This is a genomic window from Bartonella sp. AD24XZML (genome assembly GCF_042196485.1).
In the GTDB taxonomy this organism is placed as follows: Bacteria; Pseudomonadota; Alphaproteobacteria; order Rhizobiales; family Rhizobiaceae; genus Bartonella.
In genome coordinates this window covers 48642-64190 of record NZ_JBHIQH010000077.1, presented here as the reverse complement: position 1 = coordinate 64190, position 15549 = coordinate 48642, and the positions used below count along the sequence as shown (strand labels likewise).

Annotated in this window: 18 protein-coding genes; 14 read left to right on the top strand and 4 right to left on the bottom strand. The window is 39.8% G+C overall.

What is annotated here, in order from left to right:
* Positions 1–202: 202 nt before the first annotated feature.
* The 9 genes from ACFIMX_RS07505 to ACFIMX_RS07465 all read left to right on the top strand — a co-directional run bounded on the left by ACFIMX_RS07505 (position 203) and on the right by ACFIMX_RS07465 (position 7230).
* On the top strand, positions 203–1954 hold the full coding sequence (locus ACFIMX_RS07505; RefSeq protein ID WP_375694266.1) for a hypothetical protein: 1752 nt from the start codon (positions 203–205) through the stop codon (positions 1952–1954).
* Positions 1955–2019: 65 nt separating this feature from the next.
* A complete protein-coding gene (locus ACFIMX_RS07500; protein WP_375694265.1) occupies positions 2020–2157 on the top strand; it encodes a hypothetical protein in 138 nt (45 codons plus the stop codon).
* Positions 2158–2329: 172 nt separating this feature from the next.
* Positions 2330–2452 (top strand): hypothetical protein, encoded by a 123-nt coding sequence (locus ACFIMX_RS07495; protein ID WP_375694264.1) that lies wholly within the window; start codon positions 2330–2332, stop codon positions 2450–2452.
* Positions 2453–2598: 146 nt separating this feature from the next.
* Positions 2599–2787: a hypothetical protein gene (locus ACFIMX_RS07490; protein WP_375694263.1), complete on the top strand. Its 189-nt coding sequence runs from the start codon at positions 2599–2601 to the stop codon at positions 2785–2787.
* Positions 2714–3517 carry an MFS transporter gene (locus tag ACFIMX_RS07485; protein WP_375694262.1) on the top strand — a complete coding sequence of 268 codons (804 nt, stop codon included), beginning with the start codon at positions 2714–2716 and terminating at the stop codon, positions 3515–3517. Before ACFIMX_RS07490 ends, ACFIMX_RS07485 begins: the two co-directional genes overlap by 74 nt.
* Before the next feature lie 805 nt (positions 3518–4322).
* A complete protein-coding gene (locus ACFIMX_RS07480; RefSeq protein WP_375694261.1) occupies positions 4323–5666 on the top strand; it encodes an MATE family efflux transporter in 1344 nt (447 codons plus the stop codon).
* 260 nt (positions 5667–5926) lie between these two features.
* Positions 5927–6133 (top strand): NADPH-dependent FMN reductase, encoded by a 207-nt coding sequence (locus tag ACFIMX_RS07475; protein ID WP_375694260.1) that lies wholly within the window; start codon positions 5927–5929, stop codon positions 6131–6133.
* 687 nt (positions 6134–6820) lie between these two features.
* On the top strand, positions 6821–6994 hold the full coding sequence (locus tag ACFIMX_RS07470) for a hypothetical protein (RefSeq protein WP_375694259.1): 174 nt from the start codon (positions 6821–6823) through the stop codon (positions 6992–6994).
* A 65-nt stretch (positions 6995–7059) separates the two neighbouring features.
* Positions 7060–7230 (top strand): hypothetical protein, encoded by a 171-nt coding sequence (locus tag ACFIMX_RS07465; protein WP_375694258.1) that lies wholly within the window; start codon positions 7060–7062, stop codon positions 7228–7230.
* Between the two features lie 48 nt (positions 7231–7278).
* On the opposite strand, the gene ACFIMX_RS07460 is transcribed toward ACFIMX_RS07465, so the two are convergent.
* The 4 genes from ACFIMX_RS07460 to ACFIMX_RS07445 form a co-directional block, all read right to left on the bottom strand.
* Positions 7279–7425, bottom strand: coding sequence for a hypothetical protein (locus ACFIMX_RS07460; RefSeq protein ID WP_375694257.1), 147 nt, complete (start codon positions 7423–7425; stop codon positions 7279–7281).
* 560 nt (positions 7426–7985) lie between these two features.
* Entirely contained in the window at positions 7986–8108 is a 123-nt protein-coding gene (locus ACFIMX_RS07455; protein ID WP_375694256.1) for a hypothetical protein, read from the bottom strand.
* Between the two features lie 95 nt (positions 8109–8203).
* On the bottom strand, positions 8204–9424 hold the full coding sequence (locus tag ACFIMX_RS07450) for an MFS transporter (protein WP_375694255.1): 1221 nt from the start codon (positions 9422–9424) through the stop codon (positions 8204–8206).
* A 10-nt stretch (positions 9425–9434) separates the two neighbouring features.
* Positions 9435–10310, bottom strand: coding sequence for a hypothetical protein (locus tag ACFIMX_RS07445; protein ID WP_375618427.1), 876 nt, complete (start codon positions 10308–10310; stop codon positions 9435–9437).
* 163 nt (positions 10311–10473) lie between these two features.
* Between ACFIMX_RS07445 and ACFIMX_RS07440 the strand changes: the two genes are divergently transcribed.
* From ACFIMX_RS07440 to ACFIMX_RS07420, 5 genes are all read left to right on the top strand, one after another.
* A complete protein-coding gene (locus ACFIMX_RS07440) occupies positions 10474–10599 on the top strand; it encodes a hypothetical protein (RefSeq protein WP_375618428.1) in 126 nt (41 codons plus the stop codon).
* A gap of 724 nt (positions 10600–11323) precedes the next feature.
* Positions 11324–11890, top strand: a complete 567-nt coding sequence (locus tag ACFIMX_RS07435; protein ID WP_375618429.1) for a hypothetical protein — start codon at positions 11324–11326, stop codon at positions 11888–11890.
* 218 nt (positions 11891–12108) lie between these two features.
* A complete protein-coding gene (locus tag ACFIMX_RS07430) occupies positions 12109–12324 on the top strand; it encodes a class I SAM-dependent methyltransferase (RefSeq protein ID WP_375636605.1) in 216 nt (71 codons plus the stop codon).
* 458 nt (positions 12325–12782) lie between these two features.
* The gene (locus ACFIMX_RS07425; protein ID WP_375618430.1) at positions 12783–14210 is read left to right on the top strand and encodes a glutamine synthetase family protein; all 1428 of its coding nucleotides are present in this window, start codon (positions 12783–12785) and stop codon (positions 14208–14210) included.
* An 11-nt stretch (positions 14211–14221) separates the two neighbouring features.
* The gene (locus ACFIMX_RS07420) at positions 14222–15505 is read left to right on the top strand and encodes an NAD(P)/FAD-dependent oxidoreductase (RefSeq protein WP_375629621.1); all 1284 of its coding nucleotides are present in this window, start codon (positions 14222–14224) and stop codon (positions 15503–15505) included.
* Positions 15506–15549 lie beyond the last annotated feature (44 nt).

Sequence of the window (15549 nt, the reverse complement as noted above, 5' to 3'; positions counted from 1 at the left end):
CGGGTATCAATTGCATGGCGGGGGATGAAGCTGTTGAGTTTTCTGATACTGAAATTGTCAAATTTGGCCACGCGCTTGATGATGTGAATACAATAGAGCTTAAACGCGCGCAAATTTATCGCACTATAGAAACACATTTAGATAAAGAATTGCGGCTTGCGCCTTTAGGGATTAAAGTTTTATCACTTTTTTTATTGATGAGGTGGCTAAATATCGTAGCAATGATGAAGAGCCAGCACTTTATGAGCGTATGTTTGAAGAATGTTATGAAGAGCTGTTGGCGAAAAAGAAATATGCCTCTTTGCGAACTAAGTTTGCGCAAAATATTCGAAACGTGCACGGCGGTTATTTCTCGCAAGACAAGAAAGGCGTGTATAAGGATACAAAGGGCGACAGCCAAGCTGATGATGACACTTATAACACGATTATGCGCGATAAGGAGTGGTTATTATCTTTTGCATACCCCTTGCGTTTTATCTTTTCGCATTCGTCCTTGAGAGAAGGCTGGGATAATCCGAATGTGTTTCAAGTGTGTATGTTGATTGAACAAAAATCGAATTTTACCGCACGGCAAAAGATTGGTCGCGGTTTGCGCTTATGCGTAAACCAACAAGGTGAACCGGTAGAAAATAAAGATATAAATGTGCTGCATGTCATGGTGAATGAAAGCTTTGCTGAGTTTGTGAGTACATTGCAAAAAGAATTAGAGGCGGATATTGGTTATAAACTTGGTACCTTGCAGATGGAGCATTTGGTTGTCCGTATTTATGAAGATGTAAAATATGTGGCTGCTAAAGTGGAAGTATCGCAAGCACAAAAAATTGTTAAAATACTTGTTGCAAAAGATTTTATTGATGAGGCGGGTATCGTTAAAGTAGATCAAAATTTAGTAGCGAGCGAATTTGATGCTATAGGGGCGGAGGAAATGCCACGCGAATTGCGTCAAGAAATTGTGAAAAAAACTGATGCGGGCGCGCTTATTAATGTTGAGATACTGCAAGATCTGATTTATATGACAGCTGTGACGGAAACAAAGATTCTGTCTTCGCAAGAGGCTGCTGATATATTGGTTGAGTTGCGTGAAAAAGCCTTGCTTACATCAGCAGGAAAAATCACAGATACATTAAAAGCGCAATGGGCGACTGGGACGTTAGATTTAAGTGAACGTTTTAGTAAAGGGCAAAAGCAGGCTGTGCTGCAGGCGCTAGAAGCGAGCCAAGCCATGCCGATTATTCGTAATGCTACGCGCGAAGTGCGGGTTAAGCTTAAAAAGCAAACAGTGGCTTCGCCAGAGTTTTTGTCCTTGTGGGAGAAGATCAATAAAAAGACCACTTATCGTGCAAAGCTTGATCGCACAGAGTTTGTTGCTAAAGCAGTGGATGCAGTGGAAAAAATGGCACCAGTTGCGCCCGCGCATTTGGTTTATCAGACAGCAGAGATAGAACTGGATAGTGCTGGTGTGACCTATGAAGAGCAGTTATTAAAGCAGAGTGCGCTTGATTATAGTTTTTGTGCACTGCCGAACATTGTACATTATTTGACCTTAAAGCTGAAATTAACCGCAAAGACAATTATTGGTATTTTGACAAAGAGTGGTCGTGAGCATGAGTTTGTGAAAAATCCACAAGCTTTTTTAGAGTGCATAGAAGAAATACTCAATAAAACCTATGTTAATCTTACAATTGATGGCATTAAATATTTAAAGCTGGTCGGGCAAGAATATAGTGTGCAAGAGCTTTTTACCAGTGAAGAGCTTGTGGCAAATTTAGAGCGTACAGCTGTTGTGAGTGAGAAGAGTGTGTATGATCATGTGGTTTATGAAAGCAGTGTGGAGAAAGAGTTTGCGCAAAATCTCGATAATGACTCTGATGTAAGATTGTTTTTTAAACTGCCAAGAAATTTAAAAATAGCCACTCCCATTGGTTCTTATACGCCTGATTGGGCGGTTTTTTAGAGTGAGATGGCGCGCAAAAGCTTTATTTTGTACTGGAAACAAAAGGAACGAATAGCGAGTTTGATTTGCGCCTTAAAGAATTACTGAAGATTAAATGCGGTAAAGCGCATTTTGCTGCACTGCAAACGAGCGTTGCGTTTAACGACCAGTCGGTGATAAATTGGCGTGAATATAAGCGTACTTTGCCCCGAAGGGGCGCATGAGTTTCCAAGTGCTGCGGTGGTTGTTGCAGAATGATTGGTGCATGAAATACTTAACGTGGGTGAGGGGGAGAGCAAAGCTTTTTATATCAAGATAATAAATTGACAAAAGGTAGCTATAATGTACACTTCATGTTAAATTTAATTGTTTTCATTTAATACGGGGGGTAAAGTTATGAAAACTAAAAATATGTATAATCCACTGAAAAAAATTAAAATTAAGCGTTTTGATGTTGCTACGCTCAAAGCCCGAGTAAGTGAGCAGAAAATGGCTGCTCGAGGTGCCCTTCTGAATTGAGATTTTAAAATATATAAAGCTGGCGGCAGAAAAAACACCAGCTTTATAGCTTTTGGATATATTAATGACGATAGATTATGAAGTTAAAAAGTTGCTCTATGGCTGTGCGGCAATGAGTGGGGTTCGGCTGATTACAGATTCTTTCCATGCTTTTTTTCTTGTCTATGGGCGTTAGTATAACACAGTTAGCTTTATTACAAATTGTGTTTAGCGCAGCTATTTGTATTTTTGAAGTGCCTTGTGGGATTTTAGGAGATAAAATTGGCGTTAAAAAATGTTATCTTATCATGTTTCTTTTTTTCGCTCTTTTTCTTTTTATGTATCTACGCGCCTAATCTTTTTGTCTTAATTCCGGCAGAAATTATTTATGCTTTAGGCTTTGCTTTATGTTCTGGCACTGATAGCACATGGATTAAAGGCTTAATCGACGGCGGTGGTTACAAAGGTAATTTGATCTACCACCAAGTAAACGCCTATAAACGGGAACTAGCGGCATTCATGAATATGGTTGCTGGTGCGCTAGGTGTTCTTATTGTTTTGTGTATGGATAATTATCAGTCAGCATATTATTTTTGTTCTTTCGGGTTTCTCGTGCTTGTATTCTTGTTTAGTCGGGTGACGGGGATAGCTATTGCATCCGTTTCGGATAGTCAGCCAATAGGCTCAGGTTCTTTGTTGTATGCAACAGAAGCTTTTTCTTATTTAGTTACCTCAAAGATCGGGTTATATTATATATTGATATGTGGTTTTATTGTTGCTGCATTGCAGCCAGTATTTCATTTTTGGCAACCTTTTATTTTGGGACAAACAGGAGTATTAGATAATGCAACAGAAAAGACTAAAATTCTTATTCTTGGCCTGTGCTTTGTGTCTTATACTCTCGTAAAATACTTATTTAATCGCTTTGTAATTAAATATCTTATGCAAAAATACGCTCCTATGGCGATAACTTTGTATTCACTAGTCCTGAGTGCTGTTGTTATGCTTGCTCTGCTTCTCGTTGCAAACAGTTGGACCCCCATTATTTTATTCACCGTATTTCACAGTTTTTTTCTGTCCCCGTAACGCAGTTTGAAGCAGAATTTTTTAAACATATTCAACAAAAGAATGCAAATACGGTTTTATCCATTGTTAGTTTTCTTGCACGTATTTTGGGTATTTTAGCGCTTGTGCTGATTGGTTGGTTGGCAAACAATGTTTGTATAGAAGCAGCTTTTTGTTTCGCCTTGGTTTGTATATGTTTAATTATCCCACTTAATTTGGCTTGGCTTTATACTGATAAAAAGTTAATAAAGACGAGGAGGTTTGAGAGTGAAGATACAGTTGAATAGGGACTTGCCTATGACTTACATAAAGACACAGGAAAAAATAGTGTGTGGGTCATCTTATATGGATTTAGTCGAAATTAATAGCTGTTTTAATCAGTGTATAGGCACAATGGATTGTAAAAATGCTAATGCCTGTGTTTTTTGACAACTTGGTCAGCTTTGTTTTTTTACGTATGTAAGCAGCGAATAAGCAAAGGTTAGCACAGATGTATTACTTGCAGTACCAAAAAGTTTGATTAAAAATACTAAAAATGGATATACAAGACGAACAAACGGCTCGCTGAGGATCTTTTATCAATGACTGTAGTTGCTTGGGGGCATAATATTGTACAAAAAAACGCATGGCATAAAGTCCAAAAAACCAATAAAGGCGCATTGCGCTTCTTTTTTAAGAACTGGGCATCTCCTCTTAGTTTAATGAGTTCTCATTATGCATCTTTTACGCAAGATTTGCGATGGAAAGACCTGACGGAAAAAATCAATACGTTTTGTTTAAAAAATCCAGGATTAATAAGCCCTTCAATATGGAAGGAGCTTTCACAATGTTTGTTGTGATGAAGCAGTTGCTCTCTCTTGGTATGCCTCTAGCTGTTGGATTTATATCTCAGATGATGATTTCCTTCACAGATGCAGTACTTGTAGCACATTTAGGTGTTCAAGCTTTGAGTGGTACAATGTTAGCTTTGAGTATGTTTAGTTTTGTTATGCTGTTGGGACTAGGGATTATTACCGCGGTTGCACCAAAACTTGCGGAAAGCTTTCGCAGACAAGATAGATATGCATTAAAGGCATGGTTTGATCAAGGAATATGGCTTTCCCTTTTGATTGGAATGATGAGTGCGATCATTTTATTCAATACGAGGAATATTTTGTGTCTTCTCGGCCAAGATGAGGCAATTGCCAATATAGCGCAGGAATATAATAGTGGTGCTGCTATAGGGGTGGTGTTTTTTTATTTTTATGTGAATAGCCGTGGATTACTTTCAGCAATTGGTCATCCAAAGCCCTTAACTTTTGTTATGCTTGCAGCTATCCCTATGAATTTTCTTATCTCTTGGCCGCTTATTTTGGGTATAGGTCCTACAAGCGGCTTCGGTGTCTTTGGTGCTGGAATTGCGAGTAGTTTGATCCGTATTTTGATTGTTATGGCAGTAGCAATAATTCTGTCCCGCAATTCTACTTTTAGTTCCTTTCACTTTAATTATTTAAGACCAAAGTTAAAAATTGCACGAATAATACAATTACTGTTCATAGGGCTTCCCATTGGTATACGTATTCTTATTGCGGAGGGCTTTCCTTCAGTCATTGCCTTCATGATTACAGCTTTTGGGGTTGAAGCTTTGGCAGCACATACGATTGGAATGCGTCTTGATATGCTTATTTCTGTGGTCGCTTTGGGGATTTCCAGTGCAGCTGCGACTATAGCAGCGTGGTATAGAGCAGATGGGAATAATATGGCTCTAAAACAGTTGCGTATGAGTGTCACAGTTTTTGCTGTCGCTTATGTCTTGTTTTTATCAGGGTGTGTTTATTTTTCTTATGAATTCATTCTTACAACCATCTTTGATATTGCTGAGGTACGGGTTATTGTTTTCTCTTGGGAGTTGCTTCCGTTTGTCTTATTGTCTTTTGCTTTTGGCACTTTAGGGGCTATGCTCAATGGCATACTTGTGGGCTTGCTTGATACGTTTTGGTCAACAATTGTTGTAACAATAAGCTATTGGGGGGTAGTCCTATTTGGAGGCGCATTAATGGCGCATTTTTTTGAATATGGCTTTATAGGTTATTGGTTTGGCATGATTGGTGCCAGCTTAATTGTTTCTCTCTTTAACTATATGCGCGTGGGTTATTTAATAAAACGCAATCCTATGTTTGGGGCAGAGTGAGTGTTATAAAAGCGCTTGTAAAGCACTAGCTGTGAAGGCTTAGCTACTCACCGTCCATAGAGGCTGTTTTACTTCTATGGAGATAACAATATAGCTTACAAAACTTGCTTAATATTGAAAAGAAGTGCCTTTGATTGTAGCCTTAATATTCTTTATTGAATTTTAAAATAATATGGATTTATTAAAATCATTCGGCTTCAATTTAAGAGTAAGATCGGTAGATTGGAAGAGTTTAATACCTTAAAAAATGACGAGAAAAAATGTGCTTATATTCATACGCCGTTGAGGAGGCATTTAAAAAAGTTGTTGTTTTTATAAGTTATTACCATTGCGATGCTAAAGTGTATACATTTGTCAAAACAATCGCAGACGCTGACGATGTTATTCTTGCAAGCCCTGTTTATCACGGGTCTTATTCAGGGGGATTGAAAAATGCTCTTGATAATTTAGATTATGATGCTTTTTAGATAAAGCTTTTGGTCTTCTCTCTCATGACAATACAACCAAAAATGCGCACTGCCATGTGTATATTTGGTACTAATTGTGCATATGCTTTATGGACAAGCTCTGCAATATCAAGTTGCTTCAGCTAAAGATGATTTTGCGTTTGAGAATGAAAACCGTACATGGAGATTTAGCAGCGCAAATGTACGGGTTTGCTGCGCACATCTTGCTGATGAAATGTATAAATTTTAAAATAATAAGGGTGGAGGATATGATCAAAATTGATAAGAAATACCGTTAGTTAGTCGTTGGTGGTACAGGAATATTAGCGCCCTTTTTCCGGTCATGAGGGCTGAACAACGTGATTATCGCAGCGCGTTTTCGTTCTCATCAATCCAAAATTGAGTTATTTCAGACAAGGGCTAAATGTATATTTTGGAGATTATTATAAGCCATAGGCACAATTTTAAAAAGGGATACCACTATAGACGGGCTTGAAATATTGCATATTATGGAGAGCATTCGCCTGCACATGCATTTTCGTGTAGGTTGAGATTGAGCGGATGGTCTTCTTACCGAAGCTGCTTGCGTATTGTTCATGTTTTTGGTTCTAATGCAGAGGATAAAATAATCTCTGGATGTGCGCATCACAATAAGATTGATCCCACATCTGTAAAATTAGGTCGGAAAAGGCGATCATATGGCCGGCGGTGGTCAATGAGAAAAGTGTTTATGATCATGTGATTTGTGAGAGCCGTATTGAGAAAGAGTTTGCGCAAAATGTCGATAATGACTCTGATGTAAGATTGTTTTTTAAACTGCCAAGAAATTTAAAAATAGCCACTCCCATTGGTTCTTATACGCCTGATTGGGCGGTTTTTTAGAGTGAGATGGCGCGCAAAAGCTTTATTTTGTACTGGAAACAAAAGGAACTAATAGCGAGTTTGATTTGCACCTTAAAGAAATGCTGAAGATTAAATGCGGCAAGGCGCATTTTACCGCCCTTGAGACTGGTGTGGTGTTTAACGAGGCACTGGTGATGAGTTGGCGCGATTCTAAGCGGGGGGTGGTGGTAGAGAGAGTGGGGGGTGGTGGTAGAGAGAGTGGGGGGCTGTGGTAGGAGAGTGGGCGGCACGAATGACGCTGTCTTTAGTTGCGTACCACCAAGCTAATTTTGTGCTTTGCGAAATTCGCCAAGGCTTTTGGACGTACCGCGTTTATCGCGTAATAAAATCTTATGAATATCATGCAGAAGGCGCGCAGAAACGGGTGATTGCGTGACTAGCTTCCCAATGCCGTAATTAAGTACAGCCACATAATGAGATAGCTCTTCAATATCATCAGTCGCACTGATACTTTTTTTATTTTCAAACAATAATAGGTCAGATGGTAACGATTATGTCCTTTCTATCTAAGAAAAGAGTAGCACCGCTTGCGTATATGCACGAGTAAAAGTCAATCAACATTGGTCTGAGGTAAAAACCGCCAATTATTTCTAATACATCTAAGGATTTCATAGCTTGCTCTAACGGTTTATATAAAACTGCCCTTTTAAAAGATGGATTGGGCGGCAAATTTATTGGGATATAGGCTTTATGAATCTCTCGAACTAAGCTTTCTACTATGCAGGTCCTAAGGCGTGATTGCATATATGGTCGCATCTGTTGCTGCATTGTGTAGGCAGGGATCCTAAACTAGGAAAGGAGGGCTGCTCTTTTAATTACAAAGGAAGAATACGGCGCGTAAGTGAAGCAAAATGTATTTTGAGGAGCAGTAAAGGGGTGAGGTATTTGATTCCAGCGGGTAACGGATTAACTGGAGTATAAGGAGGTATTGCGAGGGCGGAGTTTTTGGTTAAGAATTGCACTTCGTACACTATAAGCTCTCTGCATCCTTCATATAGGCGTTGAGATCATCGCCCAATGCAACGTAAAGGGGCTGTTTTGTCTTTAGCGTTTGTTTGGCTGCTTCTATAGTGCCGCTGGCTCTATCAGCCATTATGGTGATAATTTTCTCGTCCAAAGAACAGATCAATCGATTGCGTAATAGGGTATGTGTGCCTTTTTGACCGTTTCTTTTTTAAAAAGCAGCTGTTACCTCGTGGCAGGATTGGGTGTGTCTATATGATCAGCCTGCCAAAGAAAAGGAAGCGTTATAGCGATAGCCACCAATAGGAGCCCAGCGATAAAGGTGGCAGCAAACTGCAATGATATAAAAGAACCAAGGACGCCGACCAAAAAGCTTCCGACCGGCGTTCCAGCATAGCCGATCACTCGAAAAGCAGAATTAGCTCGCCCGAGAAGTTGCTTTGGTGTGAGGTGCTGCCTGAAGGCGGTAACACAAATAAACCATAAGCTTGCTCCAACGCCAGCGATAAAGGTGACGCCCCATACGACGACAGCACTTTTTGAAAAGGCTGGAATCAACAGCAAGGCAACAGTTCCTAAACCGTCAGTGAGAACAGCTAGGCGCACCGGTGCATAGCGTATACGCGGCGCAAATAGGGCACCTGCCATTGTACCAAGCGCGTAGGCTGCAAACATCGCGCCATATTGGCTGCTATGTAGGACCAGATACCGACCGTCGGTAACGAAGAAGATGAATGAGGTTAGGAATGCTCCAAATACCACCGATAGAAAGAATGTGAGTAATGTAAGGGAGGTAAGATGCCGATTTGAAAAAATGAAACGAAAGCCGGCAATGATATAACGGAAAGTGATGTTTTCTTTATCAGGTGTTGGCGATATCGGAACAGCACGGCGAGCGGTAAAAATCAATGTGATAAAAAGCACGATTAACAGGCCAAGAAATAGCAGTGTGCTATGCCCTAAAATGCTGCTTGTTATGACAGGGGCAAGAAAATAGGAGACCCCGAAATCTAAAAACAAGACAATTGAGTAGAAGGTCATCAATCGCTCTCCCTCCATGATAAGTGGTGGAATCGTCATTATATAAGCTTCGGCAGAAACGACGATGAATCCAGCAATGGTTGCATAGAAGAAAATTTGTTCGGCTGGAGCAATCTGTATCATGAGCAGTACGAACAGTACAATATGCAGTAGCATGAAGATGAAGAGAGCTGTGGTGGCAAGTTTTATTTTGTCGCAGCGATCAAGTAAAACGCCTGCAAGGATGCCGAAAATTGGCCACGCTAATGAGAAGAGACCTTGCGCCCAACTTACTCCGACTATACCATATCCAGATTGTCTTGCTAATAGCGGGATGGCAGTGCGTAAAGCACCGCTGAGTAAGGCGAGCAGACTAACGGTTAGGCAAAAATAGCGTATGTTCTTGTTGGCAAAAAGCGTGAACATTCTGTTCTCCTTAAGATGCCACACAGGTTTCCACTGTTCCATCAAGTACGGCGGTTGTATTCAGCATGTTTGCAACATAGCCGTCCAAGATATTCCTGTCTTCCTGAGGTAGAAGAAAATACATAAGGTTGGAATACCATTGCCAACCACGCTGAGTCAGCTGGAGATTGTTATCACTTTCTGCGATGAGACCTGCACCTATGAGCTGTTGTAGGTTATTGTATACGAAAGAGGGAAGTGCGGTCCAGTCAATTCTTTCTTTTTTGGCATAGCCGTTATAAGGTAGCTGCATACACAAAGCCTTGGAGGCTTGTTGCTCCGCTGATACCCAATTGTAGTATACTTTGGATTTTCCTTTAAGTTGTATGTCGGTAATGTATCCGCTTCGACTGGGATTGGCTCGTGTGACAAGTGAGCCGAGAATCGACAGTGCTGACGCCCCAAACCCAACCACATAATCGTCATGATAACCATGCAAATATTTGTGATAGCGGAAATAATTAGCTGAACTCGTTTTAGCGAGCGTTAGAGGAGTGTTATTGGCAATTTTGATATAGGAATGCCCATTACACGGCGCATAGCCGCAGCTGCGCATAACGATATCGCTAAATAATCGAAGCATCTGTCGATGCTGTAGGCTGGACGGTTTTAGCCCTTTTTGTGCGTAAGACTTATGCAGTTGCGACGTGATAGCCAGATTGTTGATTGCATAGAGGTTGATGGTTTCAGGGTGAAGCTCGCTGGCTTGCTTCAAATCGTATAATAGTTCTTCAGCTTGCTGGCTGTGCATGCCATATAGTAGGTTGAAACCGACATGTCCAATTATGTCTTGTGACCAAGCCACGGTATTGTTGATTTGTTCACGTGTTGAGGTGAGGTTAAACAATGATCGGAAACGCTCAATGAAACTCTGTATGCCGAAGCTGATTCAGTTAACGTCGATCTCACGGGCAGCATAAAGTTTATCACCTGTGACGCTCTTCGGTTCGCTTTCCAGTGTAAATTCGGTTAAGGAAGAGAGCTCAAATTCGGCATGCAATACTTTTCCGATGTGTCGGATATTATCTGCGGACAAAAGCGACGGTGTGCCGCCCCCCTATATAGATGCTGCGGATGGGCCCTCTAAGCGAGCGAATGAAATTTCCTTTGGTTCTGATCTCTGTGGTAAGCGCTGACATATAAGATTCGATTTGCTTAACGTGCTTGTAGGCCCCTTTCTGAAAGGGACAGAAGGAACAGATGGTTTCGCAAAAGGGAATATGCAAATAAAGAGAAATGGTACGCGCTTGTGGAATCTGCTTACTTTGCGCTAGTTTATTAAAGTCTAGGTAATCGTAAAATTCATTTGAAATAGTGCGAAATAACGGATATATGAAGTTGTAAATCGGCTTGAGTTGATCGAACTTCACAAAAGGATGATCCACGAGTTGCATAGCTTACCTCCCCCAATTTCTTAACTCGCACTATATTATTGACGGGCGACAGGTGACCCAATCATCCGAGTGTATTACCAAAGATTTTTACGGAACATAATGAATCCTCCTTTTGTAGAAGTTATATGTATTATACATATAACTCATTATATGAACAGATGAGCTTGTTTAAGAGGCAATGTAAAGATAAAAATATAAAAGAACTTTCTCTTGCAGCCTTATGGTCTGATATTGTAATTGGTATCCTGTTTTACGCGGTCGGGCTATGAATGCCTAGGGCGAGAAAAAGCAGGGTATTTTAATGGACGTGCGGGGTATCTTTGTTATGTTGCTGGGATTTGGAATTTGCGTCTGGTTATGAAATATCATTAGCGCAAAAAGATGGTTTTAAAGGTAGATATATATTTTTTAATATCCCTGTAAAACTTCGAGAAGAGATAGAATTATCCTATTAGAAAACATATAAATGTCCAGTGTGATTATTATCGAATTACATGACATTATCACTCGTGCACGCCATTTTGACATATTACCTAAAATCTCATTGAGATTGTGCCATGTACTGGCAAACGGGGATAGATCGTGTTTTGGTATGACTGCGGCGAAGTTACGTGCCGCATTATCTTTGCTAGAATCCAATAGGATTAGGCTTAATGGGGTGCCTTTGCATGTGGACTCTAATTTGAATTCGACTGAGTTAATAGTATCCACCTTAACTAAGGCTGGAAAGGATATTTACGCATTGAAGGATCAAAAAAGTTTTATCAGTCTAGGCGGAGGATATCCGACTTCCACAGCGTTCTGCGATGCCATGACGGTCAATGACGAATACCCTCGTAAAATTTATGAGGCATTATCACAATTGGGTTGTGATTTACATAAGCTTACGGTAATTATTGAACCTAGGCGTATTATATCTAAAGATTATGGTTATTTATTTTCAAATATTAGCTCTATAAAAGAGCAGAATGGTACGAACTTAATTATAATCTGGGCTCTGGGGATGTGTACTCAATCTGCACAGTATCACTAGATCATAAGTCAAAGTATGTGAAAGCAACTAATACAAAATAGATTTTACGATGGTGGAAGATCGACGATAAAGGACGTTAGTTAAAAGGAAATTGATATTATTGTGTTCTTATATCCTGATTTTTTGGCTTTTTAGATATAAATAACACACCTCCTAGTGGGCTGGAGACTATCAAATGTTGGATCACACATGGCGCAATTAGCAAAAAATCCTATCTATTGGATTTGGTATGCTCTACTAGATTCTCAGCTCTAAATATTGTGTGCGAAGTGCAATGTCAAGCGGTGGGAATTGATATAAGTGCAGAGTCTGTACCATCCGCTCAGAACAAGGTTGATAGCTCTGTTATGCAGACGATGGTTAAGTTTCATGTCGGAAATGCTGAGCGTATGACTTATCCTGAAAATACATTTACGCATATTATGGCGGGGTGAGTGTTTGTAAGCACTAGCTGTAAAGGCTACTCACCATCCTAGGGTGTTTACTTCTATGTGGATAACAATAGAGTTACAAAACTTGCTTCATATTAAAAGAAAAGTTTCTTTTCTTTTAATATGAAGCATTGCTACAACCAAAAGGAAATTAAATATCTCGCCTTTATTATTCTCGTCAATGTTTGCTTATATATGATTATTTGAATCGGAATTAGGTTACGTACAATATGGTATTTCTCGCTATTTTATATAAGGAGAAGGTTCGCACCGATGTATCGGGTGCAATATCAATTTTTTCACTATGGTGATAGGATAGCTTTTTGAGCGTAAAGTTCTTTTACCTTGATAGATCTTATAGTATTCTTCAAAAATATCAGTTGATAAATTTTTTTCGTGTCGTTTATGCATGGGCTGATACAATAAGAATAGGACTTGATTGTTTTTAAAGTTGGTATGTTATGGCTGTAAAAAATGGTAAACAAACGAAAAGTAAGAATTTTAAACCTGTCTCTCGTTTTCTCAAAAGTTTACGTGGTGTGCGCAATTGGGAACAAGTTTCACAATGGCTTGCTTTTCGTAAGGTAGAGGATATTGAATGTATTACGCCTGATCAAGCAGGGGTACCACGGGGCAAGATGATGCTTTCTAAAAAATTTACATCGGAAACATCATTGGCATTGCCTTCAGCAGTTTTTATGGCAACAATTTCAGGGGATTATCCGGAAGATGGTCATGGTTTTGAATATCCTAAAGCAGATGGTGATTTACGCCTTGAGCCTGATCTTTCTACGTTAAGCATTGTTCCATGGGAAGATGCTCCTACGGCACAGGTGATTTGTGATCTTGTGTATCAAAATGGTCAGGTTGTGGATTACACACCACGCAATGTTTTACGAACAGTGGTTCATTTTTACACAAAAATGGGTTTAAGCCCTGTTGTGGCACCAGAAATTGAGTTTTATTTGGTACAAAAAAATCCCGATCCTGATTATCCGTTAGTTCCACCGGTTGGTCGTTCTGGGCGTTCAATTGGTGGTGGACAGGGGTATTCCATTGCTGGTGTTAATGAATTCGATGATTTGATTGATGATATTTATCAATTTTCAGAGGCACAAGGATTGGAAATTGATACCCTCATTCATGAAGAAGGAGCAGGACAGTTTGAAATCAATTTACGTCATGGTGATCCTATTGAATTAGCGGATCAAGTTTTTATGTTTAAACGAACAATTCGTGAAGCAGCACTAAAACATAATATGTATGCAACTTTTATGGCAAAACCCATTCAAGGGCAGCCGGGTTCTGCTATGCATATTCACCAATCGGTTGTTGATAAGAAAACCGGTATGAATATTTTTACACAGGAAAATGGTGAAGAAAGTATCTGTTTTCGCCATTTTATTGGTGGATTGCAAAAACATATGCCAGGCGTACTTGTGATGCTTGCGCCTTATGTGAATTCTTATCGACGTCTTGTCCCTGATAATTCGGCTCCTGTTAATTTGCGGTGGGGATATGATAATCGTACTACAGCTTTTCGAGTTCCCCGTTCTGCTCCTCAAGCGCGACGTGTTGAGAATAGGCTTCCTTCATCAGATGCGAATCCTTATTTAGCCCTTGCGGCTTCTTTAGCGTGTGGTCTTATTGGTTTGCAACAAAAAATTGAGCCGGATGAGCCAGCGATAAATAATGTAAACGCTGATAATATTGAGTTACCGCGTGGGCTCATTGAGGCAGTCAATTTGTTTGAACAAGATACAGTGATACGTGCTATTTTAGGGGATGTGTTTGTAAGTACTTATGCTGCAATCAAACGACAAGAGTTTGAAACTTTTATGGAAGTAATCAGTCCGTGGGAGCGTGAATATCTCCTGCTGAATGTTTAAATTTTATGACGATGATTGATTATAATTCAATTTCTCCAGGAATTTCTTGGTATGAAGATGCTTTAAGAGAACGTCCCTCTTATCCTTCTTTTTGTGAAAACAGACAGTGTGATGTGGTCATTATTGGAGGCGGATTTACGGGTCTTTCGGCTGCTTATCATTTAGCCAAGGCTGGAGTAGATGTTGTTTTATTTGAAGCATCACGTTTTGGTGATGGTGCTTCAGGGCGCAATGGTGGACAGCTGGGAACAGGGCAACGGCAATGGGTAGAAACATTAGAAAAAAAGTATGGTTTTGAGCGAAGTAAAGCTCTATTTGATTTAGCAGAAGAAGCTAAAAGAGATATTTTAGCTTTATGCGCAATGCCTAATTGTCCTTGTGATTTGATAGGAGGACAGCTTTCTGTAACTCATAAAAGGCGTGAGCTTCTCTCTTATCAACAGCATATTGAGGCGATGCAGCGTTATGGCTATCACGCGCTTACTTTTATGGATAAGGCTGAAACATTTGAGCGACTTGGATCAACTTTTTATTGTGGTGGTATTTATGATGCGGATACCGGTCATATAAATCCCTTAAAATTGATTATTGGGTTGGCAAAAAGAGCACAAGATGCTGGTGCTAAGCTTTATGAGAAGTCACAAGTAACGACCGTAAGGCGCAAGGGAGCACATTGGAAAGTAATAACAGAAAAAGGTAGTGTAACAGCAGAGCATGTTTTACTTGCAACAAATGGGTATAAACTTGGTCTGGAGCGTTTTATTGAAAAAAATATTGTTTCTATTCGCTCTTATATTGGAGCAACGGACCCATTACCAAAGCATAGTTCAATTCTTATAGGGGGGGAATCGGTTGATGATTCCCGTTTTATGGTTCGCTATTTTCGCAAAAGCATTGATAATCGTCTCTTATTTGGTGGTGTAGAAAGTTATGATAATAAGCATCCTCTAAATTTAGATGAACGTATAAAACGGCAAATTGTTGAAATTTATCCTCAATTACATTCTATCAATTTAAGCCATCGGTGGGGAGCAACGGTTGCCATCACAGTTGAACGCATGCCCTATGTTCGCCAAATTTTTTCAAGGATGACTTATTGTGGTGGTTATTCAGGGCATGGCGTTATGCTGGCTCCTTTCGTGGGAAAATTATACGCAGAATGGTTAACTGGAAAATATGAACGTTTTTCCTATTTCCAAGACTTAAAGATTTCATCTTTTCCGGGAGGAAGAGTTTTGCGTTATCCGCTTATATTTTTAGCAATGCGTTGGTTTTCTTTATTGGATCGCCTTTAATGGAAACATTGCTTGAAATGAAGAAAATTAATGGCTTATTTAGT

Excerpts from the sequence above, each read along its gene's own strand:
- ACFIMX_RS07435 (WP_375618429.1), top strand. The coding sequence starts at position 11,324 with ATGTCCAGTGTGATTATTATCGAATTACATGACATTATCACTCGTGCA.
- ACFIMX_RS07450 (WP_375694255.1), bottom strand. The coding sequence starts at position 9,424 with ATGTTCACGCTTTTTGCCAACAAGAACATACGCTATTTTTGCCTAACC.
- ACFIMX_RS07490 (WP_375694263.1), top strand. The coding sequence starts at position 2,599 with ATGCTTTTTTTCTTGTCTATGGGCGTTAGTATAACACAGTTAGCTTTA.
- ACFIMX_RS07495 (WP_375694264.1), top strand. The coding sequence starts at position 2,330 with ATGAAAACTAAAAATATGTATAATCCACTGAAAAAAATTAAAATTAAG.
- ACFIMX_RS07475 (WP_375694260.1), top strand. The coding sequence starts at position 5,927 with ATGTGCTTATATTCATACGCCGTTGAGGAGGCATTTAAAAAAGTTGTT.
- ACFIMX_RS07455 (WP_375694256.1), bottom strand. The coding sequence starts at position 8,108 with ATGGCTGATAGAGCCAGCGGCACTATAGAAGCAGCCAAACAAACGCTA.
- ACFIMX_RS07420 (WP_375629621.1), top strand. The coding sequence starts at position 14,222 with ATGATTGATTATAATTCAATTTCTCCAGGAATTTCTTGGTATGAAGAT.
- ACFIMX_RS07480 (WP_375694261.1), top strand. The coding sequence starts at position 4,323 with ATGTTTGTTGTGATGAAGCAGTTGCTCTCTCTTGGTATGCCTCTAGCT.
- ACFIMX_RS07425 (WP_375618430.1), top strand. The coding sequence starts at position 12,783 with ATGGCTGTAAAAAATGGTAAACAAACGAAAAGTAAGAATTTTAAACCT.
- ACFIMX_RS07440 (WP_375618428.1), top strand. The coding sequence starts at position 10,474 with ATGTGTCGGATATTATCTGCGGACAAAAGCGACGGTGTGCCGCCCCCC.